This window comes from Phycisphaerae bacterium, assembly GCA_028714855.1.
Lineage (GTDB): Bacteria > Planctomycetota > Phycisphaerae > Sedimentisphaerales > Anaerobacaceae > CAIYOL01.
In genome coordinates this window covers 129,999-155,057 of record JAQTLP010000007.1, presented here as the reverse complement: position 1 = coordinate 155,057, position 25,059 = coordinate 129,999, and the positions used below count along the sequence as shown (strand labels likewise).

Genomic DNA, 25,059 nt, shown 5'->3' with positions numbered 1-25,059 from the left:
GGCTGGGTTTTTTGTTAGAAAACAGGATTGTCCGAGCGATAAGAAAGAAGTTTGAGGGCCTAAAAAGAAAGTCCACGAAGAATTCAATGTAAAGTACGTAACGCCGGTTTTCTTGACATCCTACTTAGATTCTGTAATATTTATTTCGATGCTGGATAAAACAAGTAAAATCCTCATAAAGATTTTCGGCTCCCGCAACGAGCGATTAGTAAAGGAATATTCTGTAGTAGCCAGACAGGGGTATATGACATGCACGACGAATTTATATTCAATAAAGCCGTTCCAGTCCCGGTAGCCCGACAGGCAGGAGAGTACGATATGCACGACCCCGCCTACTTGGATTCGGTCATTGACCGCATGTTGCCGGTTTGCAAAGTTGCACGATCTGTCAACGCCTACCACTTAGAACCAAGCGCACTCAAGGGCGGCACTCGTGACTGGGTATATATCTGTATGAATTGGATAGGTGTTCCCAGCGACACTATTCCTTATAACCACATCTTCATCTACTCCCGCAAATCAGGCCTTTCTGTTCCAGGCAAGGTCGAACTGTCTACCGAGTCTTCGCAGGAACATCCACAGGGAGATTCATCTCTATTCTTTTACATCTTGCACGATCTCCATATCTCTTTGAAAGGGGTTGCAGCTATCATTGCGCATGAATGTACGCACCTTTATCTAATTAAACAGGGTAAGCAAAAGTGGAAAGGAACAAGCACAATCTTGGATTCAGAGGACGAGATCGCAACTGATGTCGCTAGCATCATCCTGGGTTTAGGGAAAGTGGTCCTCAACGGCGTGTGTGACTATACGATGAAGAAACCCAGCGAGAGAATAGGATACCTAACAGTTGCTGATTTTGGTTATGTTTATGCTATGACAGGCGTTAAACTAGGTTTGACACCGTCAATATTGCGACAGGGTCTGATACCCAGTGCTATAGCTATACTTCCAAGAGGCAAGATATAGCGATGAATTAGAGCTAGTAAAATGGCATTTGAAAAAATAGGAAAAATTTTAGTAAGTATCTTCGGCTCACGAAGCGATCGCTTAGTGAAGACATATTTAGTGGTAGCGCGAGAGGCAGGAACCTATGAAGACGAGATCAATCGCCTTGATGATGAGGCGCTGCGGGCCAAGACGGCTGAGTTAAAAGCATCTCTGCTCTCCGGCACAAAGCCGGAAGATATTCTGGCTGAAGCGTTCGCTTTGGTTCGTGAGGTATCCGACAGACATTTAGGACTGCTTAATGTCCTTGTAGATGATTATAAATTTGACACATCCAAACTAAGTGATGCAAGCAAAAGAATATTTCAAGATTTAAAAAAACAGGTTCAAGAGGGTACAAACCTGCATGACTTGAACGTGCCAATAGAATTTTACGCTGAGATTCGCAATCTTTATCCTGAATCAAAACAGCCTTTTCGATTTCGTCATTTTGACGTGCAGCTCATCGGCGGCAATGTCCTCTATGACGGCAAGATTGCAGAAATGGTTACGGGGGAAGGTAAAACACTTGTGGCAACCTTAGCGGCATACCTTGTTCATTTGACGGGGCGACACGTCCATGTCGTTACGGTCAATGATTACTTAGCCAAGCGAGACTCAGAGTGGATGGGGCCGATTTATAAAGCACTGGGACTATCTGTAGGGGCGATTCAGGCGGATATGAATACGGCCGGTAATGAGCGAAAGACCCAATATGGTTGCGATATAACTTATGGGACAAACAACGAATTCGGTTTCGATTATCTTCGCGACAATATGAAGCTGTCGCTCGAACAAATGGTGCAGGGGGAGCTTGAATACGCCATAATCGATGAGGTTGATTCGATTCTAATCGACGAGGCGAGGACGCCTCTGATTATATCCGGGCCTGCCTTCGATGATGTAACCAGATATGGAAAAGCAGACGAGGTGGCAAGAAAACTAATTTCTCTGCAAAGCAGTTACGACCGTATAAAGAAACAAATCGATTCTGCCGAGCGAACGCAGGCCAATGCCGAAGGCGAGCTGGCCGAAGCAAAAAAAGACAAGGATAATGAACGAGTCGAAAAGGCCCAGAGTGCAATTGAGAAAGCAGAGAGAGAGTTTGAAGACGCACAAGGGCGACTAAGCGGTGCTACGCAGTATTACGAGGTTGAATACGACAGAAAAGCGGTCCACCTGACCCACGAAGGGGTAGGGGCCGCACAGGCTGCAGCGGGAGTAGGGTCGTTTTTCACAGGCTCAAATATGGATTGGCCGCATCTATTGGAACAGAGTCTGCGGGCACATGTGACTTTCGAGAGAGAGAAAGATTACGTTGTAATGGACGGCAAGGTCATAATCGTCGATGAATTTACGGGGCGGCTGATGCACGGCAGGCAATGGTCTGACGGACTGCACCAGGCAGTAGAAGCAAAAGAAGGTGTCCAGGTGAAAGAAGAGACTCAAACACTTGCTACTATCACACTGCAGAATTTTTTCAAGCTTTACGGCCAGATAGCGGGAATGACCGGCACTGCTGCCACCGAAGCTGAAGAATTTAATAAGATTTACAAGCTCGAAGTTGTTGCGATACCGACGAATGAACCCTGCATAAGAAAAGATATGGAAGACATAATCTATAAAACGAGGAGGGAGAAACTTAACGCGATAGTTGAGGAGATAAACAACATCAGCATAGCCAGCCGACCGGTGCTTGTTGGGACGGTGAGCATAGAAAAGAACGAAGCACTATCCAATGCCCTTAAGGGACGGTTCGGTAAAGAATACCCGCATGAGATTCTGAACGCCAAAAATCACGCAAGGGAGGCTGAAATTGTAGCCAAAGCCGGCCAGCAGCACGCGAGCAGGGACGGCCGGATGCAGGGTAATATAACCATTGCAACAAATATGGCAGGTCGAGGAACCGACATAAAACTCGGCCCCGGCGTGGCTGAAATCGGCGGCCTGCACGTTCTCGGGACAGAACGGCACGAGGCGAGGAGAATTGATAACCAGCTCCGAGGCCGATGCGGCAGGCAGGGAGATGCGGGTTCGAGCCAGTTTTTCCTCAGCTTCGATGATGACCTGATGCGAATTTTTTCTCCAGAATGGACGGTGAAGGCACTTTCGTGGATTGGATGGGAAGAAGGACAGCCGATACAGAACAAGCGGATAAGCAAGGGAATTGAACGAGCACAAAAGAAAGTGGAGGAGCGGAACTTCGAGACGCGCAAGAGCCTGCTCGAATACGACGAGGTGATGGATTACCAGCGAAAGATTTTCTATTCCCGCAGGCGCAAAATTCTAACGGGCAAGGAACTGAAAAATATTATCAAGGAAATGATAGAACATTCTATCGAAAAGAATTGCAACACCATTTTGAAGGAAGACTATTCAGCCAAGTGTATCATTGAGTGGGCAAGAAAAAATTTTGATGCCGATTTGAAATACAAAGATATTGTCTATAGGCTGGAGGAAATCGGGATCGAAGTAAGAGAGAAACAGGTTAAAGCAATCGAAAGATTAATAGAGCAACAGACAAAAGATGATGCATCAAACACCACCAAGCGAATTCTCAAAAAGCAAGGTGCAGAGTCAGAACTAATGAAATTTTTATCTGAGGACTTTAAGGGAGACAAAGTTGGATGTATTATCGAGTGGTTTAAAAATAACTTCGGTACGGATTTCAAACGATCGTATATTGCTTCAAGATTGGAGGAAGTGAGAAAATATGTAATAGAGGAACAAAGAAAAGATGTCGAAATGCTAATAAAGGTTCAAGCACAAGATGATGTCAAAAACAACATATCGCTTTCTATTGGAGAGTATTTGGAAGATTACTCAGACAAGCAAAGCTGGGACGTCGAAGGTTTGTGCAAGTGGGCGATGAGCGAGTTTAAAGTCGACTTAAGCCCTGCCAAAGTGAAACAACAGGAGCCGGAGGAAATTGAAGAGCAACTGATTAGCGCCGCCGCCGAGCAGATTGACAAGAAGGACTGCTCACAACTGGTTGAATTTTTGAAGGAAGATTTTGCCATTCGCACATTTGCCGAGCGGGCACAAGCCAAATTCGATATAAAATTAGACGCCGAGCAGCTAAAGGGCATCAGTACTTCACGAGTCAGTCAACTTCTTATCGAAATGGCTACTGCCAAATACAAACAAAGGGAAATAGAGTATCCGGCTGATTTCAGCGACTTTGAAAAAAATTTCCTACTAGACGTCTACGACAGCACATGGAAGGACCATCTTTATTCGATGGACCACCTGAAAGACAGCGTATGGATGCGTTCTTTCGCTGAAAAAGACCCGAAGGTCGAATACAAACGCGAAGGTTTCCGGATGTTTAACGAGATGCTCGAAACCATTGAGGACCGTGTTTCAGGTATCATCATTGTCTCAGGTATCATCATTACCAATTTAAAAGCTGGAGCAAGAACCATAAAAGCCAGAAGTGTCTGGAATGTAAGGGAAACAACCCACGATGAGGTAGGGCAGTTCGCTATGGCCGAGCAGCAGCGTGCCGCCGCCCAAGCGCCGCAGGGTGAGCAGAAAGTAAAACAAATAAAATTAGAGCAGCCTAAGGTCGGCAGAAACGACCCATGCCCGTGCGGAAGCGGCAAAAAATATAAGAAATGCTGCGGCAAAAACGCATAGAGAGGGGCATCGGGATATGAAAAAAGAAAACATCGGGCTACGTCTTTATACCCGATGTTTTCCGGAGGGGAGAAAAATTCCTTTTCTGTTTTTTTATCGTCAACAATCCAATAGCTACTTTACTTAAAAAAGCTGCGTTTTTTACCTGTTTCTATAAAGTCTTACGCCGTCAGTGTATGAAGGTTCTGCATTTTTTCCCTGAAGTAGAATTGCTTATCGGACAGATGGCTGATAAGGCTAATAAAGACTCATCGGCTCGCTTGCCCTGCTGCGGCGGCGATAAATCGTAATTCCTTTACAGCCAAGATGATAGGCCAATTTATATGCCTTATCGACTGCCGCAATGGGGGCATTTTCACTGAAATTTACGGTTTTGCTGACCGCTGCATCGCAGTGCCGCTGAAAAGCAGCCTGCATCCGAATGTGCCATTGCGGCTCAATATCATAGGCGCATTTGAAGACTTTGCGTATTTTGGGCGGGATTTGAGGGGTTTTCTGAATGCTGCCGGTTTTGGCAATCTGTTTTTCGAGTTTTTTGGTGTAAAAACCGTTTTTTTCGGCTATTTGCTGAAAAATCGGGTTTACCTGCAGCAATCTTGCTTCGCTCAATATCTGGCGGAGAAAGACCAGCGAATAGGCCGGCTCAATCCCACAGGTACAATCCGCGATGATACTTATGGTGCCGGTAGGGGCCACGCATGTAATGGAAGCGTTGCGGATTTTTTTGCTCTTCTCTGTGCGCCATAGACTATGATTCCAGTTTGGAAACGGCCCTCGCAAATCGGCGAGAGTGCCGCTGGCCCGGCGGGCATTTTCGTTGATAAATTTCGCGATAGTTTCGCCGAACTCGATACCCTGCTGCGAATCGTAAGGTATGCCGAGCAAAAACATGCAATCGGCAAACCCCATAACACCGAGACCTATTTTGCGGTTAGACTGAGCAATGTGCGCCGTGTTTCTTACAGGATAATTGCAGGCGTCGATGACGTTGTCGAGAAAACGCACGGACAATTTAACGGTTTCTGCCAGCCCCGGCCAATTCATTTCAAGTTTAGGCCCGTCCGAAACAACAAATTTCGCAAGGTTGATACTGCCGAGGGTACAGGCCTCGTAAGGCAGCAGCGGCTGTTCGCCACAGGGATTGGTCGCTTCTATCCGGCCAAGCGACGGAGTCGGATTGTCACGGTTGATTCGGTCGATAAAAGCCACACCCGGCTCGCCGGTTTTGTGGGCACATTTGACTATCATTTTCCAAATGTCACTGACGGTGAAGAACTTGTCTTTGCGTTTCGGCGGTTTGCCGGTCAATTTATACAAATCGTTTATTGTGTAGTTTGCGATATCAATTCGACGAGGCAGTAAATACCGCTGTTTTGTGCGAGGGTTTTCCACGATGTGGGCAGCATTAGGCGATTTGGCAAGCGTCCCCATCCAGTCATCGGTGATTTTGACGGAGATATTGAAGTTGGTAAAGGCCGTTAAGTTCTGCTTGGCATGCAGGAATTTCAGAATGTCTGGATGTCCAATGCTCATCATACCCATATTAGCGCCCCGGCGAAAAGCGCCCTGCTGAATCGCGTTGGTGGCTTCAGAAAAAACCCGCCAAAAGCTTATCGGCCCGGAGGTTGTGCCGCCGCTGGATTCGATGCGGTCGCCCGCGGGTCTTAATTTATCGAGTGAGAACCCTGTGCCGCCGCCCGCTTTTTGAATCAGGGCGGTCTGCTTAATCGTTTCGAATATTCCTTCTATGCTGTCTTCGATGGGCAGCACGAAACAGGCGCTGAGCATTCCCTGCCGGCCCGCATTCATAAGGGTAGGGGAGTTGGGCAGGAACTGAAGCTGTGTCATCAGGTCATAATATGTTTGGTGCCACTGTTTGACTTCGTCGGGTGATGCGCCATATTGAGCTTCGGCGTTGGCTACCAGCATTGCTACGCGGCTGAAGAGCTGAGCCGGCGTCTCTACGCATTTACCATGCTCGTCTTTGATTAGGTACCGGCTTTGCAATACGGTCAAAGCGTTTTCGCTAAGAATAGGTGCCTTGCCCGGCGGAGGTATGATATTAAGCTCTGTCATAAAAGACTCCGACTCTTAGAGAGCAGTGTAGAGCTAAAATTTTCGCAGCCACTTAAATCTGAAAACATTACGAATCTTTTCTGTAAACCGGACTCCCAGATGCTGTGTGCTGGTTTTAAATTCCATTCGCCTGAAATCATCCGCAGCAGGCCTGGACGGCCGCCTACCGAATACCGACAAAAACAAGCCGATGAGTGAACCAAGAAACGAGTTTGTTTTAGGGCGAACAGACATTTCAAGATTATTAATATATAACTTACTATACGATTTTCAAATACACATACCCGCACACAAGCTAATATTGTAATACAGGACAACCGGTAGGAACAGAGGTTTTTTGCAGAAAATTCTCAAAAAACCCATTGACAAGTTAGCTAAAGCTAACTATATTAGGTTTAGCTTACTAATTAAGATAAAAGGGTTATTATGGAAACAAAAAACAACGGTTTAAGCGCTTCTTTAGAGGATTATCTCGAAGCGATTTTTAATCTTGCAGGAGAATCTAACGTGGCCCGCAGCAAAGAGATAGCAAGGGCGCTGGGCGTATCAAAAGCGTCCGTTACCAGCGCACTGCGTATCCTTAAAGGGAAGGGACTGGCCAACTATAAGCCGTACAATTACGTTACACTTACGGAATCAGGCAAAAGAAGCGCGGCGGAAATCGTCCGAAAGCATAATATTCTCAGCTCCTTTTTTATCGATATATTGGGCGTCGAGAAAAACGCCGCACAAAAGGCGGCATGCAGGGCGGAACACACCCTCGGGCCGGAAGTCATCGCGAGACTGCTGTCTTTTATAGAGTTCGTTTCCAAAAACGGCAAAAAGGGACACGAATTTACTGATAAATTCGAAAGATTTTATAAAAACAGCAGGAAGAGAAAAAACAGGAAAACTGCATATGACGGATAAGCAGGTTAAACCACTGTCCAGTGTCAAGAGCGGCGAGAAGGTCAAGCTGGCTTATATAGACGCCGGAAGAGGATTAAACAGCCGATTGGCTTCCATGGGACTTGTGCCGAACGTGGAGATAACGGTAATAGGGGGCGGGCATCCCGGGCCTTTTGTGATAAGCGTTAAGGGCTGCAAAGTGATGTTAGGCAGGGGGGTGGCGCGGAAGATTATGGTGTCGCAGGAATTATGAAGAAAATAACAGTAGCGATAGCAGGCAATCCCAACAGCGGCAAAACCAGCATATTCAATATGCTGACCGGCGCCCGTCAACACGTAGGAAATTATCCCGGAGTAACGGTAGAAAAAAAAGAAGGACTGTGCCAATACAAGGATTACGAAATAACAGTCGTGGATTTGCCAGGGACGTACAGTCTGTCGGCTTACTCGGAGGAAGAGCTTATTGCACGTAATTTCATAATCGAGGAACAGCCGGAGGTTGTGCTTGACGTTATTGATTCGTCGGTTATCGAGCGCAATTTGTATTTGGCGACACAATTGATGGAAATGAACGTGCCCCTGGTTTTGGCTTTTAATATGAGCGACATCGCCGAGCGGAAAGGCCTGCAATTCGATACAGGGTATTTATCGGAGCTTCTGCAAGCGAGAATAGTATCCACCGTTGGCAACAGGGTAAAAGGCAGAGCGAATCTGCTCGATGCCGTTATTGAAACAGCCCGACAAGGGAAAGTGGAAAGGATTCACAGGATTAACTACGGGGATGAAATTGGAACGGAGCTTATAAAAATTGAAACACTTATCGCCGACAAAGAACAGCAATTGGCGAAGAAATTTGGGCAGCGATGGCTGGCAATAAAACTATTAGAGCAGGACGGCAACATAAGAGAAAAAATCGGAAGCGAAGAGGTTCTTAAATATGCGGCAGAGAGTATCGAGCATCTTAAAAATATTTTCGGCGATGAGCCGGAAATAATCCTTGCGGACAGAAGATACGGCTTTATATCCGGCGCCTGCCAGGAGACCATCAAAAGCACCGTCGAATTGCGGCATGACAAAAGCGATATGGCCGATGCCATCCTGATACATCGTGTTCTGGGTCTGCCGATATTTCTGCTGCTGATGTATTTGGTATTTATGCTGACGTTCAGGATAAGCGAGTATCCGATGAGTTGGCTGGAGCATTTTTTCGGCTGGGCTGGTCATACGATAGCGAACTTTTGGCCTGCCGGTTCCGAAAGCTGGCTTAAATCGCTCCTTGTTGACGGCGTAATAGGCGGCGTCGGGGGCGTGATTGTGTTCCTGCCGAACATACTGCTGCTGTTTATGTCGATTTCTATACTCGAAGACACCGGCTATATGGCGCGTGCGGCGTTCGTTATGGACCGCATAATGCACAAAATCGGTCTGCACGGCAAAAGCTTCATTCCGATGCTCATCGGCTTCGGTTGCTCGGTGCCCGCCATAATGGGGGCGAGAATACTCGAAAACAGGCGCAATCGGCTGACGACGATAATGGTTGTCCCCCTGATGAGCTGCGGCGCTAAATTGACGATTTACGCGCTTATAATACCCGCTTTCTTCGTGGAGAAGTGGCGCGGGCCGATGCTGTGGCTTATTTACCTAATAGGAATTGTTCTGGCGGTCATCTGCATTAAGGTCCTGCGGGTCACTATCTTTAGCGGTGAAACTACACCTTTCGTTATGGAGTTGCCGCCTTACCGGATGCCTACGCTCAAATCCGTCTGCCTTCATATGTGGCACAGGGGATGGATGTATCTGCAAAAAGCAGGCACGATAATCCTTGCCATATCGATTGTCCTCTGGCTGGCGGGCAGTTACCCGAAGCCGAGCGAAGGTTCACTGGCAGGTTTGAATCCCGAGCAGACCCAGCAGAAAAAGCTTGAATACTCGGTGATTGGACGGATAGGGCTTGCAATTGAGCCGGTAATAAAGCCGCTCGGCTTCGACTGGAAAATAGGGACTGCCCTGATTGGCGCGACCGCCGCCAAAGAGGTATTTGTCTCGCAGTTGGGGATAGTTTACGCGGTCGGCAATAACGAGGAAGGCTCGCATACCCTTAGGGAGAAATTACAGGCAGCTTACAGTCCTTTGACGGGTTTCTGCATTATGCTGTTTTGTATGATTTACGCGCCTTGTGCGGCGACGGTCGCTATGACCAAACAGGAAACAAACTCATGGGGCTGGGCGCTGTTTCAATTCTTCGGCCTGACAGCTCTGGCGTATATCGTAACCTTTATTGTCTATCAGCTCGGCTCTCTTTTTGCAGGTTAGGATACGTTCATATTCAGCCCCCAACCAATCCAAATTAATCCTGATGGTAAGCCGGGTCGGATGTGAGCCAGTTTTCGGCCAAGAGGGCGAAATCCATGAAATCAATGAAGTCATCCTGAAATAAGTCCGCATCGGAGCCGGGGGCTTCCTGCAGCCAGTTTTCAGCAATTTTGAGAATATCGTTATAGTCAACAATATAGTCGAGGTCGAAATCAGCCGGCAGCGGCGGCGGCAGTTCAAAAGCAAAACCATAATAAGCGGTTTCGTCAGTTGAATTATTCATAACTTTGAGAGTGTACCAGCCGGAATGGGTAAGCAGAATATCGCATTTTATAAGGTTATCGTTGGGGTCGAAACCATCAGTCTGCTTGCTGAAGATTGCGTTTGTATTATTCGGTTCGTAAATTCTCAAATCAAGGTCAGCTAAATATGGATGAAGCTCACCCTCGTCGATTTTACCAATAATGCCTGTGCGCCGATTGTCAATCCATTCCACTCTGCGGCTCCATGTCAGTGTGGTTACGAGGCGGTGCCGCTTTGGGGCATAAATTGTATAAACGTGCTGTTGACCATGGCCAATGGTATTAAAAGCCCATCCTTTTTTCTCCGTGATGCCGGCACCGGTAGAGACTTCGTTTGAATCGAGTAATTGATACGCCCTTAACGCATCGATTCTGCCGTAGCCTCTATCTTTATTCCAGGGGTTATTAGGGCCGGCAGGAATGGTTGGGTTACCGAGTTTGTCGAGTATGTTGGGAAAAGTTGAGTTGACTATCACAGCTTTTATGACCTCGTTCTGGTTGTCATCGGGGTTTGCAGTATCGTCAGCCAGTCCCAGCAGAAGCGCAGCTACTCCCGCGGTGTGAGGTGTGGAGAGGCTAGTAGCGCCATCGGGGAAAATCCATTCGTGCCAACCGGTATCAGAGGTGCCGTGCGGCATTGTTTGATTTTGTGAGGGAGCAGCGAGGTCGGGCTTTTGTCTGCCGTCCAGAGTCGGGCCGCTGTTACTGTTTGTCCCGACTTTTAAGTAGATATCTGGGTCGGTGACCACAAGCCCTCCTGTTGTTATGCCGTTGTAACTGTCGCCGAATACGGTCGGGCTGGTGTAATCTTTACCGGAGGGGTTGGCGAAGATTACATTATGAGTATAGGCATAGTAATCGTAGAGCAGCGTCCATTGGCTTTGACCATTGGGGGACAGGTCTGGACCGAATGCGATACCGGTTACAATTACCCGGCAATCACGGTCATTTACAAGACTGTCAAGAGCATCGGCCATCCAACCGAATGAGATGACCCGGTTGGGGTCAGTGGAGCTTTTCTTTCTGGTAACCTTTGCGCTATGTAGGTCAACACCCGGCGCTACGCCTATATCATCCGGATGGGAAACACCTCCTCTACTTGCGACTACGCCGGCCACCCATGTGTCGTGAGAATCCGGTTCGTAAAGGTCTTCATCGGTAGCATCATAATAGAATGCGTGCGATACACCGTTGGTGTCTTTGAATGCTTCATGTGTTATGCGGGTGTTCTCCGCAGAAATCAAGCCGACATTGACATCTTCGCCGGTTTCGCCAAGGGCGTGAACAGCCTGGGCATTTGAACCATCTTGCGCAGTAGATTCTTCCAATGCATAGGCTTTTTGTATAGCTAATTCGTGGCAGAAAACAACTACACAAACAGCCCCTATTGTCAAAATGCATCTGTATTTTGACACATCACCCTCATTAAACAGATTGAAAACACTATTATAGCAAAATTTCAGATGTTTTTCAAAGTAAATCTGTCATTACCGGCACAGCACTTTACTTTCCATCAATTCCACGGGAGTTTCTCGGACTTTAGAACCATATTTTCGCCAATGGCGGGCGGGGTAAATGGCACGAAGGAACCGTCTTTATACTGTAGCCATCGCAGTGAAGGGTCTTCAAGGGGGACAGAAAATGTGAAAGCCGCTTTGGCGGGGCGGTTGTCGCCGGTGAGTTCCAGTATCTCAACAGTCATACCGGTCAGCTTGATGCGGTCGCCGACGGAGAAGGGATGCTTTTTATCCCGGAAGAGAGCATCCAGGACCCAGGCATAGTATCCATATTCGGGCTGGACAACGATGGTGTTGGAGTCTGAGCAGTGTATTTTTACGGGGCGGAACAGACTCGATGTGAGAACTCTCAAATGGCGTGGCATCGGATAGTTTTCACTTTCCCAAACGAGGGAAGAGGACATAGCAAGAAATGCAAGAGGCGGGTTGACTACTACAAGGTCCTGATTTTCGATAGAGTTATCCAGAGGGCAGTTGAGCATAAGCTTTTCAGTAATTTTTTTCGGCATCATCGGGTAAGCAGCTTTAACTGGCAGAGCGAGTGGGGCAATGATTAGATGGGCGAATATAAGTATTACAGCAAGGACTGTTGCAGGGATACGCCAGAGAATCAGTTTGGGGCGGTACTGGGTTTTGCCAAAGACAACGAAAAGCAATTGTGCAACAAGGCCCATTGCACCGATACCAACAAATGTCAGAAGACGGTCGGAAGGAAAAGTTGCGCAGATAGGCAGTATAGAAAGCAACATACCGAACATCCAAAAACGTGCAGTCCTGTCCCGTCGGAGGAGGGGAGTAAAAACAAAAGCTAATAACACAAGAAAGATTAGAGCCCCTCGCCATAATGGAATCGAGTACCAGGGAGGCAGCATCATAGTTATATCTGACGGCGGCAGGGCCAACTGACCCAGCAATAGAAACGGGGCGCGGTCTTTCACAGCGGTTATAAAGCGCAAAGGTTCACTAAGCGGGTCAACGTAAACGCCAAAGTTTTCCATACCATACCCCAGATGCGTCCACAAAAGCCTCCAAACTATAACTACAGCAGCGTAAGGAACCATGGATACAATTCGCTGACGCCAGGAGCTTCTATCGATAAAGAACATATACGCAGCCAGATATGCGCAAGTTGATATTCCCGCTTCTGCTGATAATAGACTTGCTGTCAAAAGTAAAGGGCTCAAAACCATCCCGGCGAGCCAATTGTTGCGCCGCCATTTGTCGTGGGCGATGATTGTGAGGACGCCAAATAAAGTTGCCATAAGGGCATTGCGATTTGCAAGGAAGCCGACTGGCGTGCCGTGGGCGTCGTCAATGGCATACAAGAGGGCCGCCAAACCTGCAACCAGAGGGACAACTTTAAATCTGCGATAGAGAACTGCCACCGCCATTACAAAGGCACCATACCAAAAGATACTATGCAGATGCATAAGCGGGGGACTATTCGGCCAAATGATGTAATCGAGCCAGTGTGTGATTGAAGCCAGAGGTCTCCAGAATGCTCCTTTGATTCTCTCGTAAGTCCACCACGGCAGGAAACCATAGTCCATTGCTTCGGAGATATGCTCCGGGTCGCCGTCAAAGAAGTTAAACATATCGATTGGTGAATTGAGAATTCTGATTGGACTGTCGGAGCCGGTCATTAAGAGCTTATGGTGGTAATCGTCGACAAGCAATCCTGCGTTCAAAGAAAGGAGTGTGAGTATGACAGCCAAGAGGGCGGCGTAAAGCGGAAAGAAGCGGTGAGTTAGAATCCTGCTGATGAAACTGCGAAAGCCAGAATCTTTTTGGTCTGCTTGTATTTCCATATTGGGGGTTATTCATTTTGTCTTAGCCATTCGACGAATTTTGCGAGGCCGGTCTGAATCATTGTATCCGGTTTATAGCCAAGCTCGTTAACAGCTTTGGTGACATCAGCAAACGTGCGTTCGACGTCGCCGGGCTGGGGGGGCAGATATTTTTTGACAGCTTTTTTGCCGAGGGCTTTTTCGATTTCTGCGATTAAATTGCTGACCGATATGGGGCGTGATTCGCCGAGGTTATAAAGATGGAAGCCAGCACATTTATCCATTGCCGCGGCGACGCCGTCGATTATATCATCAATGTATGTGAAATCCCGCATCATAGAGCCATCGCCATAAACCGGTATGGGTTTACCTTGTTCGATGAGCTTAGCAAATTTATGGATGGCCAAGTCGGGTCTTTGCCGAGGGCCATAGACGGTGAAAAACCGCAGGGACGTTATGGAAATTCCGTAAAGGTGATGATACGTATGGCAGATAAGCTCACAGGCCTTTTTTGTGGCGGCGTAGGGCGAGATTGGGAAATCAACGTTGTCGTCTTCGGAGAAGGGGACTTTTTTATTGTTGCCATAAACGCTTGAGCTTGAGGCGAAGACGAACTTGTTGACCTTATATTTTTTTGCAGCTTCGAGCAAGACCATAGTTCCATTTATATTGACATCGGCGTAAAGCAACGGCTTCTCAATGGAAGGTCTTACGCCAGCCCTGGCGGCGAGGTGGACGATTATTTCAATGCCGTCCCCGACGACTTTATCCATAGCAGAGCTATCGCGAATGTCGGCCTCAACAAGCTGGAAATTTTTATTCTTAAGGCAACCTTTGATATTTTGCCGTTTGATTCGAGGGTCGTAAAAGTCGTCGAAACTGTCAATACCGACTACCATCAAGCCATTGTCAAGAAGTCGCTCACTAAGGTGTGAGCCGATGAAGCCGGCTGCTCCTGTTACAAGTGTTTTCATATAGTCTACTTACGCTGAATAAATAATGAGCGCCCCGATGGCCAGGCCGATTAGAGCGATAACCCGAAGAAACATAGCCGGCTGTTTTTGCCACCAGCTAATATAAGATTTGACCTTTTCAAGCCCGAGTATGAATATCAACAGTCCTGATATTATGAAAAGGACTCCAAAGGCAAATATTACCCAGAAGTAACGGCATTGTCTCGCAGCGACTAAAAAGACAATTGCCAACGCGAGCCGTATCAACGCTACAAAATATATTCGCCTGCCTTGTTTGAAGAATTCCATTAAGCTTTTCGTAACGTCTGGCTTTAAAAAATACACGATTGTCATAAAAACAAAAACTACACCTATAATTGTAACAATGGTATCCATAGTGCTGCCCCTAAATGTTCGCTGCCAACTTTTTAATATACTCCTTCAGGTTTTCAGCTACATCATCCCGTTTGAGAGCAAACTCAATATTTGTTTTAATGAACCCCTCCTTGCTGCCGATATCGCAGCGTTTTCCATCGAGGTAGAGACCATGCATCGGGCGGTCTTTCAGCATCATCCGCAGGGCATCAGTAAGCTGAATCTCGCCGCCATGACCAGGCCCGGTTCGGCTGAGATAGTCAAAAATATCGGGCGTTAGGACATAACGGCCTGCAATCGCCAGGTCCGAAGGCGCCTGTTCCGGACTCGGCTTTTCAATAATGTCTTTTACCTTACAAACGCGTGCATTAACCTGCTCTGCATCCACTATCCCGTAACGGCTGACTCTGTCGCGGCCCACTTTTTCAAGCAATACCACGGGCGTTTGATATTTTTCAAATACCTCCTGCAGCTGGCTGGCCGCCGGTTGGCCGGAATCTATCAGTGTGTCACCGAGCAAAACTACGAAGGGCTCATCTTTGACGTGATGGCGGGCACAGTAAACCGCATCACCAAGGCCTTTTAATTCTTTTTGCCAGACAAAATGGATATCAGCCAGTTCCGAAATCCGCCGGATCTTCTCCAACTCGGCCTTTTTGCCCTGCTCAAGCAACTGGACCTCCAATTGAAAGCTTCGGTCAAAGTGCTCCTCTATGGAGCGTTTGCCCGAGCCGATAATCATCAGTATATCGGTAATGCCGGATTTAACCGCTTCCTCAACCACGTATTGGATGACCGGCGTATCGACAATCGGCAGCATCTCTTTGGGTTGAGATTTGGTTGCAGGCAGAAAACGAGTCCCAAAACCTGCTGCGGGAATAACTGCCTTTTTAATCATGTTTCTGCCTTTCTTGTGCCGTTGACAATCTTCGGTTTAATTACCTTAATCTTCAACTTACGAAGCTTTTCCCTGAGCTGGTCGAACATCTGGTCGTTTTCGTATGTCCCCACAATTGCTCCGCCGGAGCCTGTGAACTTTGCGCTGGCTCCTACCGAACGTGCTGTTTCGACCATCTGAATATTCTCATCGCTTATGCGATAGATTTTGCGCCTCTGGTCGAAATTTGCGTTCAGCAAATCGCTTATTTTCTCCGTTTGTCGATTCAGAAGACAACTTCTGAGTTTGACAGCCAATTCGGCCCAATACTGCATCGCGTCGACTACCTCTTGTTCGCCCCTGCGGAAACGCTCCCGAATATTATTGTGAAAGATTTCGGTCGGCTCGCTTAGGTCCTCACGATAAGCCACATAAAGTTTTGGAAGCAGTTCGGGGTCAAGCGGTTCATAAACGCCGTATCCCTGCCTATCCATAATTTCTTTCGAAAAGTCCATATAAACCAGACCTTCGTAGACCTGTATCACACGGTCCTGCAACCCCGCGGAAATGTGAAGCTCGTCGACCTCTGCTGAAAGGATTAAATTAGCCTGTATATATTTCGGGATGCTAACGCCGTAAAAAGCCGAAAGAGCCCGCAGGCAGCCTGTAATGATTGCGCTGGAACCTGCCAGCCCCACACTGTGCGGTATGTTTGAAGCGTAGCGGATAGTGAAATTCTTTTTGTGCAGCTCTATCTGGTGTTCCCTGCAGTAATCGTGGAACTTTTTTATCGTTGCCTTCAATAACCTGATACCCCCATAGTATCCGTGCAGATTCACATCTTTGACTATATCAGTAATGCTATTAAATCGTGAATGGTCCTTTTCGCTGGGCAGAATCTCCAGCTCAGGTGTTTCGTATAAAACGACCTCTGCGCAAAAATTGCCGAATGCAAATGATATAGTTTTGCCAAAGTATCCATCTGATGGGTTTCCGATTAGCCCGACTCGCGGATACGCTTTGGAACAAATAATCATAATTATAGTTCCTCAACAGCTAACGGCCGATACAGCGATATTCGCCAATATTCCGTCTGACCATACAAATCTTCATTTTACCAGTTCCTACCATCCAGCAATACAAATTTTGCCGCTACAAGAGCAAAGTATTGAAAAAATCACGGCGTCTGCTCATCAATAACCTCTATCATATCAGTATCTATCTCGACGCTTGTTGCTTGGCCGAGCATATCCACCTGCAAAAGCAAACGCATAGTGTCTCTGGTTTTGACGACGATACCGTGCAAACCAGCTAATGCCCCACCTATGACTCGGCAGTGTTGGCCCGCTTTGATGTATCTATGCGTTGTCAGAGCTACACCTGTTCGAAGAGCTCGTTCAATTTGTGATAATTCGTCAAGCAATTTTTGCTGGTTAGTAACCGCGAGCAGATTTGCAACACGATTGGTCCGCAACACTTCAATACGCTGGCTCTCCTTACCGCAAAAAAACAGATATCCGCTAAATAGAGGCAAAAGCGAGCGTATTGTTCTGCCTCTTTGACGGCGAACTTTCCAACTCATAGGAAGAAAATAGCTGATATCTTTTTGAATCAAGTCCTTGGCCAAGGCTTTTTCACTTCTGCTTTTAGTATGAGCAACCCACCACAAACCGATAAAATCATGAAGTGATTTTTCCTCAGGCCAAGCAATCGGCGGATTTTCGCCTACCTTCAACAACTTTACGCTCCTGAATGTGCCGACGATTCGTCGCCGACCATTTTTAAACTATCATGATACCGCCCACGGTTACAGGTCATTTATTGCGGTTAGATAAAATCGTTCCGTTTACCCATAATAACTAAACTGGCACTTAACTCCAGTCGATTAATTAAATTGCGGCAATCAGTTTAGATGTATATAAGCAAAAAGTCAAAAGAATTGCCCTTTAGCATTGACTATTTACAGATTGACGTCTAAAGGCGGGTTGCTTATTATTGAAGTTAAATTATATTATTACAAATGCACATTAGGCAGAGATTATGACTAAATCGCGAGCAGTTACTGATAAGATAAGTATTTTATTTACCTGCATCGGCAGAAGGGTTTCCCTGCTCAATAGTTTTCGCAGGGCAGGAAGGCAACTGAAGATAAACCTTTCGCTGCTCGGCACAGACGCTACGGAGTTAAGCTCCGCCCTGCAATTGTGCGATAAAGGCTTCACAGTCAGGCCGACAACACACGCCAGTTATATCAAACAACTGCTGAATATCGTCAGGACTAACCATGTAAAATTACTCATCCCAACCGTTGACTTGGACTTGAAACTTCTGGCGCAGAACAAATCGAAATTTGCCACAGCGGGTTGTCGTGTGCTTGTCTCGAAACCGAATGTAGTCGATATCTGCCAAGACAAGAGAAAAACTTTTCGTTTCCTGCTCAAGAACGGTTTTGATACCCCTGTTACTATAAGCCCTCGCGCTGCGCTGTCAAAAAAGAAACTCAGCTGGCCTTGTTTTCTTAAACCCTGGGACGGTTCTGCCAGCAAGGGAAATGCTGTCGTGAGTAACCGCGAAGAGCTGTCAGTCTTTGCGAAAAGAATACCAAAAACCATTTGCCAGGAATTTATCGAGGGTACCGAATATACGTGCGATGTATATGTCGACTTTGATATGGAAGTCCGCTGTGTTGTTCCGAGAAAACGCATCGAGACAAGAGCCGGTGAGGTGAGCAAGGGGCAAGCGGTGAAGGACTCCCGCATTATGAGCGAGGCAGCAAGATTAGTTAAAGTACTTGGGGCAGGGCCCGGTGTCATAACTTTGCAGTTGTTTCTAACCAATAACGGGGAAATAAAGTTCGTCGAGATAAACCCGCGATTCGGTGGCGGTGTACCGTTATCTATCAAAGCAGGGGCGAACTTTCCAAAATGGATTCTGCAGGAAATCCTTGGGAAAAAAACAATCATTAGTTTCAACGGTTTTAAAGATAATTTGATTATGCTCCGCTATGACAGCGAGATCTGGCTGGAAAAACCCTTAAGAAAGAAGGTTAGGAAGTGATATTCGATAAAATAATCGGGCCGGAACGGCCAGTTACATGGGTTTTTCATTTTTGGCCTATATTGGCGGCCTCCTTTGTCGGTTCGCTGGGAGCCACATGGCTGTGCAAAAAGATAGCCATAAGATTCGGAATTGTCGACAGACCCGATGATTTAGTCAAGACACACAAAGAACCTATAGCATATCTCGGCGGAGTCGGAATGTTCATCGGCTTGACGATGGGCGTGTTGGCAGGCACCAGCTATTTGAGAGACGAAGAATCTTTCAGACCAATACTAAAATGGCTTCTGGGAATACTGGGTGGTGGGGCGATAGCATGTATCATTGGGCTTGCCGACGATATATTTGTTATGAAGCCGAAGCAAAAAATCCTCGGCCAGGCTGCTGCGGCTGTTATTCTGCTGTTGGTGGGTATCACACCAAATTTATATCGCATTATGGACCCATTAAATTTATCAATGTCCTACAACCTCGAAATGATTTTAAGTGTTTTTATTGTAATCTGTTTCGTGCTTGGTGCGACAAATTCATTAAACTTGCTTGACGGACTCGACGGACTTTGTGGGGGAGTAATGGCGATTATTACTGTCGCCATGCTGCTTCTGTCGATACATCTGGCGACATGGGGGTACAGTGAAGTCGGCGACCCTGTACGGATTATAGTTTGTCTCGGGCTTGTAGGTGCCGTCTGCGGATTTTTGCCTTTCAACAGGTATCCAGCCAAGATATTCATGGGCGATGCCGGTAGTATGCTTTTAGGTTTTATGGCAGCTACACTAATGCTTTTATTTGCGGAGCAGATTCCGCGGTGGTGGATGGCTTCAATCGTTGTGTTCGGCCTGCCCATTCTCGATACCGCTGTTGCACTGGTAAGGAGACTGCTTAATCACAAACCTTTGTTTGTTTCTGACCGCGGTCATATTTACGACCAGATGATAGACAGAGGAATACCTTTAAAAAGGACTGTTACAATTTGTTATATGCTTAGTGGTATTTACGCGGTAATCGGGTTAGCGATGAGCCAAATCAGAACAAGATATGCTGCGGTTGTGTATGTTTTTGTTTTTGCGGTCTCTGGCCTGATAGTGTGGAAAAAGGGTTACTTGAAAATGGAAGGATTACGTGGAGCCATCCATAAGGAAGAAGCATGATAAACTCTATATTAATTAACTATCTTTCCGGTGCGGCATTTCTCAGCTATACAAAACAGATTGGTTGATTCAAATAATCTACAATCAAGATTTCGAAGATTAGAAAGAGCTTTATGTACTAGCTTGAGCCGCTTAAGAAGATAATTTATATTACCAATTACTCGACTGAAGAAACCCGCACCATCGAAATCAATAACGCTGAAACCAGCTTCTGTCAGCAGCTTCCTGAGCTTATCCCGGCTGAAGTGTTCGTGCCAGCGTTTCATCGCTGAAACATCCCCAATCAAACCCTCTGGATTTGATACATATCGACGTTCGTATTCTACTGGCGAGTGTCTGAGACAATAATACCACCGATGCAATTTTGGAAACCGAAATTTAAGATTTCCTACATCAAAGACCGAAAACAAATGCTGCCCCGGGACCGTAACTATGAGTTTGCCTCCGTCGATAAGCACACGATTTAGCTCTGTAAGAAGCTTAGCTTGCTCATAGATGTGCTCGAGTACGTCCATGATAGTTACTGAGCCAAAGGTAGCATCATCGAACGGCAGGGGAGCATCCTTGTGTATTTTTACAATCTCGAGGTCAGGAAAAAGTTTTCGGCCTTGTTCCACTTGTTCTTCAGACGCGTCTACACCAACCAACCGTCCTGCCTTTTTGCGATTGAGCCCGTTTAGGAGATGCCCTTTACCGCAACCAAAGTCCAGATGTGCGGCCGGGCCTGCCGGGACATGTTCCCAAGCAAAACCCCACCGATCGTATCCATAAGGATTATCCGGACTTATTTTTGTATGCATATCAATTTCTATTTTTCTTGTTTTTCAACTACGCGCCAGATAATACCCGCCGGTATGAAGCTATACCGCTTGAGTAAAAAGTCCGGGCAATATCCCTTCACAGGTGAGACCACATAAACAGTTTTATCGGCCAGTAATTTCGTTATAGTTTGCTCATTAAACTCAGGCGAATCTTCACTGTTGACGAGACGGGGTATAATCTTGGTGTCACTGCGTCTTTTCTTAACCTCCTGTAAGTACAACAGAGGGGATACCGTTGTGCTGTCAGCATAGATTATCGAATTACATTCGATTGTATTGAAAACCTCATCAGCAAATCGTTCCGGACCGTAGCAGCCTGTTTGCCACGGCCGCAGGAACCATACGTACTCATTCCGGTAGGGTATGTCTCTTTTTGTGGTAAGTTTAAGCTGCGTTTTTTCCGCTATAACAGGAGCAATGATGTAAGCCGGGATTGGCAGCAGAGCGAAGATAAAAACTATTCGACACAAGGTTCTGCGATTCGGCTTGGTAACAAGGGCATTAAAACCAACACCAATCAAGATGGAAACTAAACAATAAAAGGGCATAAAAAATACGTATCTATCCAACACTGTATATCTAAAAGCAAATACAAAAAAAAGAATTAACAATGCCAAAAGGATATTTCTGAAACTGCGTCCCGGTGATGCCTTCTTCAAGCTATAGAGACCTGCAAAGAAAAATATAACGTTCGGCGTGGGAAAATTATATGCCATAAATATCAGATTCTCTCCGGCAAGTCTGGCTGACAAATGCGTGTTAAGAACAACTCCACTCCATTTCTTGCCAAAGAAAGTCGACGCTATCACAGTTGCAAAATCTCCGGTCTGAAGGATATTTTTAATAATTAGATATTCGTATGGTGCCGCACCTATAACCCACAAGCATACACAAACTGCGATGTTCCTTAGTTTGATTTGCTTTTGGACTAATAAAACTGCTACAAACACAACATAGCAAGCAAGGGGGATGATGCCCCACATATGATCGGCGATTGCCAGGCCATTGAACAGCGCCAACAAATACAAGAAACCGACACGTTTGGTTCTAACATACTGCAACAGCATTATCAATTCTGTGAGCAGCAAAGCCAAGTACAAGGTATAGACTTCGGCGATTGATGCTGATTGCCAAATTGTCCAGGATAGAGCAAGTGTAATTGCCGCAAGCAGGGCAGGGGCGTTTTTACCGAGCCAAAGGCGCAACAGCAAAAAAAGATTTGCAATGGCAAATGCTGCAGCAATGGCAGAAATCAAATTTACCCTGTAAGCGAACTCACCGAGCGGGATGTATTTTAAGCCGATGCCAATAATATGATAGAGGGGGTGTGAAAGCGCCAAGCCGAGCTTGCCCTCGATATCGTTATGCCAGATTCGATACTGATACATACCGCTATCCTGCCACAACGGCCCTGGGGCACAGGACACTATATAAAGCACGGCCGCAGCCAAAAGAACCACAAAATAATTAACGGCAAGACTTCTTGGAATGAAAAAATTATTTTCGTTCTTCGTTGTTTGCATACGTTCCTGCGGCCCCGATTATACACTGATTAGCGGAGCTGCTTAATATCCTCAAGCCAGGCATCAAGCAACTGCAATTCTTCCCGACCAATTAGGGACATACCAACTAATTTTTCGTAACAAATTTTAAGATTGTCGCCGATTTTTTCAACGCCTGATTCCAAAGACAAAGATTCCAAGGCTTCACAGATTTCGCTATTGTGCAGGTAGCCGGGGACTTCATCGTTAAAATCACGCAGCAAGTTATGCACATTGCGTTCCTGCCTCATGGTTGGCTCGTGGAATAGAATCGCCCAGTCATTAAGCCAGGCAATTCTCTGAGCGATGAAACTACGCCAGATATCCGTCATTCGAAAAGAGCAATACGAAGGCAAATAAAGCAGTTCAAACGCATCCGGCCACCACGCAGTGTTTTGGCTATTAAAAGGACACCATGAACCATTAGCCAGTGCAATTCGACGTTCTTTTGTAAAGGTTTGCGGAAGCGGCAAAACGAGACGATATACCGCATCGACATCAGGATTCTCATCAGCCAATCCCTGCTGGACAGGACAATCAATTTCCGCTGCGTTAAGCGACTGGTACGAAGGAACCTGCTCCTGAATTTGTTCCAGAGGAAAGCCTCGCGGCCAAATATTCTGACCGGTAAAATAACGATAAACGTTCACCCAACCACCTTCCTTGAGAACCGGAACGCTTTGAATCCGCTGCCGTTGTTGCCAAAACTGCTGGAAAGGTATGTTATCATCATCAGTTTCAATGATAATCGATGCACCATCACGAATAGCGAGAAGATAGCCGATGTTTTTGCGCGCGTAATGTTTGGTCGGACACAATTGAGCAAACTTTAACTTTGTTTGTTTTTGCCTTTCCAGACCGTAAAAGTCACAGCCGTCAATATTAAACTCGGCTGGACTGGCCTGGTCGCCTATAACGATGAATTGATATTCTCTTTCACTACAGCCTTGAGCCAATTGCTGGAGAATCACGTTTTCTGAACCGGCAATAGATGTTACAACAATGTAAATTTTGTCTTTCATAAAACCAAGCGTTTTCGTGTCAATAATTACAAATTACCTGTGAGACGTCTTCTAAATAATCGAAATAAATTGCTAAAAGCATCAATAATAACCGCAAAATTTACGTTTTGGCTGGGTGCGCGATAATGTATCGGTACCTCGACTATACGCATATTTCGGCAATATGTTTTGATTTCAGTCTGGAAAAAGTGCCCGCGGGAGCTAATTCCCTTTTCCAAGACTTTTCGCAAGGCAGCGTTGGTGAACATCTCGAAGCCGCTGGTCATATCTTTGAGTTTGGTGCCGAGCAAAAGATTCGTCATGGCACTGCCTGCATAACTTATAAAATAACGGCTTAACGGGGCCTCTGTAAATTTTCCGCCTTTACAAAAACGGCTGCCGAAAACACAGTCGAAGCCCTCGGCCATTTTATCAAAAAATTGTGGGATTTGCGAAGGATGGTGGCTAAAGCTCGCATCAATCTCCAATATCCAATCGCAATCAGCATTCAAGGCTTCTCTGTATCCTCTGACATAAGCATCCACAACACACCTATCTTCAGGGGCCCAGATTACTTTAAGTTGGGGTAATTTATTCTGCAGCTCTTTGAGTAAATCTACAGTGCCATCTTTGCAGGCATTATCAAAGACGACGAAAAACATCACAGATTTGAAACCTTTGCACTGTCCCAATACCGCGTTTACGAATTCTACAGCGGTAGGTCGTTCATTGGCCATCGGGCAAACAATTCCCAGGCGTATATTAGAAAACCGAAGGCCGTCACCGGCTGTTTTGGAACTATTCATTTTTTTCCTGTGAGATTACTATCAAGTATTGAGTATCGTCGGCGAATCGCATCGCTCCTTCATAAGCAGCAGGCACAAGCAGACAATCGCCTGCCTTGAATTCGACTAAACTTCCATCGGCTCCCAGAATCGCTCCAAAGCCGGCTAAAATAATCAGCGTTTTCATTCTGCCGGGCGAAAGAAGCGTCTCGCAGCCTTTGGCCTGATGTCCTTTATCTATTTTGAAATATTCGCAATCAACCAATCGACCCACCGTTGTTACAGGAAGATTAACACCAGCAGCGTCAAAGTTAATGCTTTCCAACGCTTCGGCGATGTGCAATGGTCTGGCTTTGCCCGTTTCGTCGACTCTGTTCCAGTCAAAAACGCGATACGTCGTATCTGACGGCGTTTGAATCTCGGCTATCAGGAGACCTGCCCCGATGCTGTGGGCTGTACCGGCCGGAAGGAAATGACACTGGCCGGTCTCAACAGGCACCTTTACCAACAATTCAGCAACGCTGCCCTTTTTTATCGCTTCGGAAAATTCCTCTTTTGTTACACCTTCTTTGAGCCCTTTATAAATCACGGCGCCCGGCACAGCGGATATGATATACCAGCACTCAGTTTTGGGGGTTCCTTCGCCCATTCGCCGGCAGGTTTTAGAATCGGGGTGGACCTGCACGCTCAAGATGTCCTCGGCATCGATGAATTTAATCAGCAGCGGAAAAGGGCCTTCAAAATTTATGTCACCCGTTATTTCTTTCGGATATTTTTTGATTGCGGAGTTAAGAGTTTGGCCGACCAGTTCGCCGTTGGCGATTACGGATTTATCATCCGGTAAATCGGCCAGTTCCCAGCTCTCGCCGATTCTCTCAAAAGGCGGAATATCCTTGTCGAATACTTCCCGCAGCTTCTGTCCGCCCCATATTCGCTTTTTGTAAATCGGTTGAAATTTTAACGGATACAAATCCACACTAAAATCTTTC

Annotated in this window: 20 protein-coding genes; 7 read left to right on the top strand and 13 right to left on the bottom strand. The window is 46.4% G+C overall.

Features of this window, described 5'->3' with window-relative positions; translation table 11 throughout:
* Positions 1-249 precede the first annotated feature (249 nt).
* Positions 250-969: a hypothetical protein gene (locus PHG53_07435; protein MDD5381450.1), complete on the top strand. Its 720-nt coding sequence runs from the start codon at positions 250-252 to the stop codon at positions 967-969.
* Between the two features lie 21 nt (positions 970-990).
* Positions 991-4,626, top strand: coding sequence for an SEC-C metal-binding domain-containing protein (locus PHG53_07430; GenBank protein MDD5381449.1), 3,636 nt, complete (start codon positions 991-993; stop codon positions 4,624-4,626).
* A 237-nt stretch (positions 4,627-4,863) separates the two neighbouring features.
* On the opposite strand, the gene PHG53_07425 is transcribed toward PHG53_07430, so the two are convergent.
* Positions 4,864-6,702: an adenosylcobalamin-dependent ribonucleoside-diphosphate reductase gene (locus PHG53_07425; GenBank protein MDD5381448.1), complete on the bottom strand. Its 1,839-nt coding sequence runs from the start codon at positions 6,700-6,702 to the stop codon at positions 4,864-4,866.
* 426 nt (positions 6,703-7,128) lie between these two features.
* Here PHG53_07425 and PHG53_07420 point away from each other — a divergent pair, with 426 nt between their 5' ends.
* Genes PHG53_07420 through feoB form a run of 3 tightly spaced genes read left to right on the top strand, consistent with a single transcriptional unit; the run spans position 7,129 to position 9,903 of the window.
* Positions 7,129-7,611: a metal-dependent transcriptional regulator gene (locus PHG53_07420; protein MDD5381447.1), complete on the top strand. Its 483-nt coding sequence runs from the start codon at positions 7,129-7,131 to the stop codon at positions 7,609-7,611.
* Entirely contained in the window at positions 7,601-7,843 is a 243-nt protein-coding gene (locus PHG53_07415) for a FeoA family protein (GenBank protein MDD5381446.1), read from the top strand. The genes PHG53_07420 and PHG53_07415 overlap by 11 nt, the downstream gene beginning before the upstream one ends.
* Positions 7,840-9,903: a ferrous iron transport protein B gene (gene feoB, locus PHG53_07410; GenBank protein MDD5381445.1), complete on the top strand. Its 2,064-nt coding sequence runs from the start codon at positions 7,840-7,842 to the stop codon at positions 9,901-9,903. The genes PHG53_07415 and feoB overlap by 4 nt, the downstream gene beginning before the upstream one ends.
* 34 nt (positions 9,904-9,937) lie before the next feature.
* Here the strand turns inward: feoB and PHG53_07405 are convergent, their stop codons facing one another.
* The 7 genes from PHG53_07405 to PHG53_07375 form a co-directional block, all read right to left on the bottom strand.
* The gene (locus tag PHG53_07405) at positions 9,938-11,620 is read right to left on the bottom strand and encodes a S8 family serine peptidase (protein MDD5381444.1); all 1,683 of its coding nucleotides are present in this window, start codon (positions 11,618-11,620) and stop codon (positions 9,938-9,940) included.
* Between the two features lie 98 nt (positions 11,621-11,718).
* Positions 11,719-13,530, bottom strand: coding sequence for a hypothetical protein (locus PHG53_07400; GenBank protein MDD5381443.1), 1,812 nt, complete (start codon positions 13,528-13,530; stop codon positions 11,719-11,721).
* A gap of 8 nt (positions 13,531-13,538) precedes the next feature.
* On the bottom strand, positions 13,539-14,483 hold the full coding sequence (locus PHG53_07395; protein MDD5381442.1) for a GDP-mannose 4,6-dehydratase: 945 nt from the start codon (positions 14,481-14,483) through the stop codon (positions 13,539-13,541).
* A 9-nt stretch (positions 14,484-14,492) separates the two neighbouring features.
* Positions 14,493-14,858: a hypothetical protein gene (locus PHG53_07390; GenBank protein MDD5381441.1), complete on the bottom strand. Its 366-nt coding sequence runs from the start codon at positions 14,856-14,858 to the stop codon at positions 14,493-14,495.
* Positions 14,859-14,868: 10 nt separating this feature from the next.
* On the bottom strand, positions 14,869-15,735 hold the full coding sequence (gene galU / locus PHG53_07385; GenBank protein MDD5381440.1) for a UTP--glucose-1-phosphate uridylyltransferase GalU: 867 nt from the start codon (positions 15,733-15,735) through the stop codon (positions 14,869-14,871).
* Positions 15,732-16,751: a GHMP kinase gene (locus PHG53_07380; GenBank protein ID MDD5381439.1), complete on the bottom strand. Its 1,020-nt coding sequence runs from the start codon at positions 16,749-16,751 to the stop codon at positions 15,732-15,734. The genes galU and PHG53_07380 overlap by 4 nt, the downstream gene beginning before the upstream one ends.
* A 140-nt stretch (positions 16,752-16,891) precedes the next feature.
* Complete coding sequence (locus PHG53_07375; GenBank protein MDD5381438.1) at positions 16,892-17,452, bottom strand: transcription termination/antitermination NusG family protein; 561 nt, start codon at positions 17,450-17,452, stop codon at positions 16,892-16,894.
* A gap of 302 nt (positions 17,453-17,754) precedes the next feature.
* On the opposite strand from PHG53_07375, the gene PHG53_07370 reads away from it, so the two are divergent.
* Both PHG53_07370 and PHG53_07365 read left to right on the top strand, forming a co-directional pair.
* Entirely contained in the window at positions 17,755-18,771 is a 1,017-nt protein-coding gene (locus tag PHG53_07370) for an ATP-grasp domain-containing protein (GenBank protein ID MDD5381437.1), read from the top strand.
* Positions 18,768-19,922, top strand: a complete 1,155-nt coding sequence (locus PHG53_07365; protein ID MDD5381436.1) for an MraY family glycosyltransferase — start codon at positions 18,768-18,770, stop codon at positions 19,920-19,922. Before PHG53_07370 ends, PHG53_07365 begins: the two co-directional genes overlap by 4 nt.
* Positions 19,923-19,933: 11 nt before the next feature.
* Here PHG53_07365 and PHG53_07360 read toward each other — a convergent pair whose 3' ends face one another.
* From PHG53_07360 to PHG53_07340, 5 genes are read right to left on the bottom strand one after another with little or no spacing between them, the layout of a single operon-like run.
* Positions 19,934-20,722, bottom strand: coding sequence for a class I SAM-dependent methyltransferase (locus PHG53_07360; GenBank protein ID MDD5381435.1), 789 nt, complete (start codon positions 20,720-20,722; stop codon positions 19,934-19,936).
* An 8-nt stretch (positions 20,723-20,730) separates the two neighbouring features.
* Complete coding sequence (locus tag PHG53_07355) at positions 20,731-22,266, bottom strand: DUF2723 domain-containing protein (protein MDD5381434.1); 1,536 nt, start codon at positions 22,264-22,266, stop codon at positions 20,731-20,733.
* Between the two features lie 29 nt (positions 22,267-22,295).
* The gene (locus PHG53_07350) at positions 22,296-23,306 is read right to left on the bottom strand and encodes an STELLO glycosyltransferase family protein (GenBank protein MDD5381433.1); all 1,011 of its coding nucleotides are present in this window, start codon (positions 23,304-23,306) and stop codon (positions 22,296-22,298) included.
* 26 nt (positions 23,307-23,332) lie between these two features.
* A complete protein-coding gene (locus PHG53_07345; GenBank protein MDD5381432.1) occupies positions 23,333-24,091 on the bottom strand; it encodes a glycosyltransferase in 759 nt (252 codons plus the stop codon).
* Positions 24,084-25,046: a mannose-6-phosphate isomerase gene (locus PHG53_07340; protein MDD5381431.1), complete on the bottom strand. Its 963-nt coding sequence runs from the start codon at positions 25,044-25,046 to the stop codon at positions 24,084-24,086. Before PHG53_07340 ends, PHG53_07345 begins: the two co-directional genes overlap by 8 nt.
* Between the last annotated feature and the right edge of the window lie 13 nt (positions 25,047-25,059).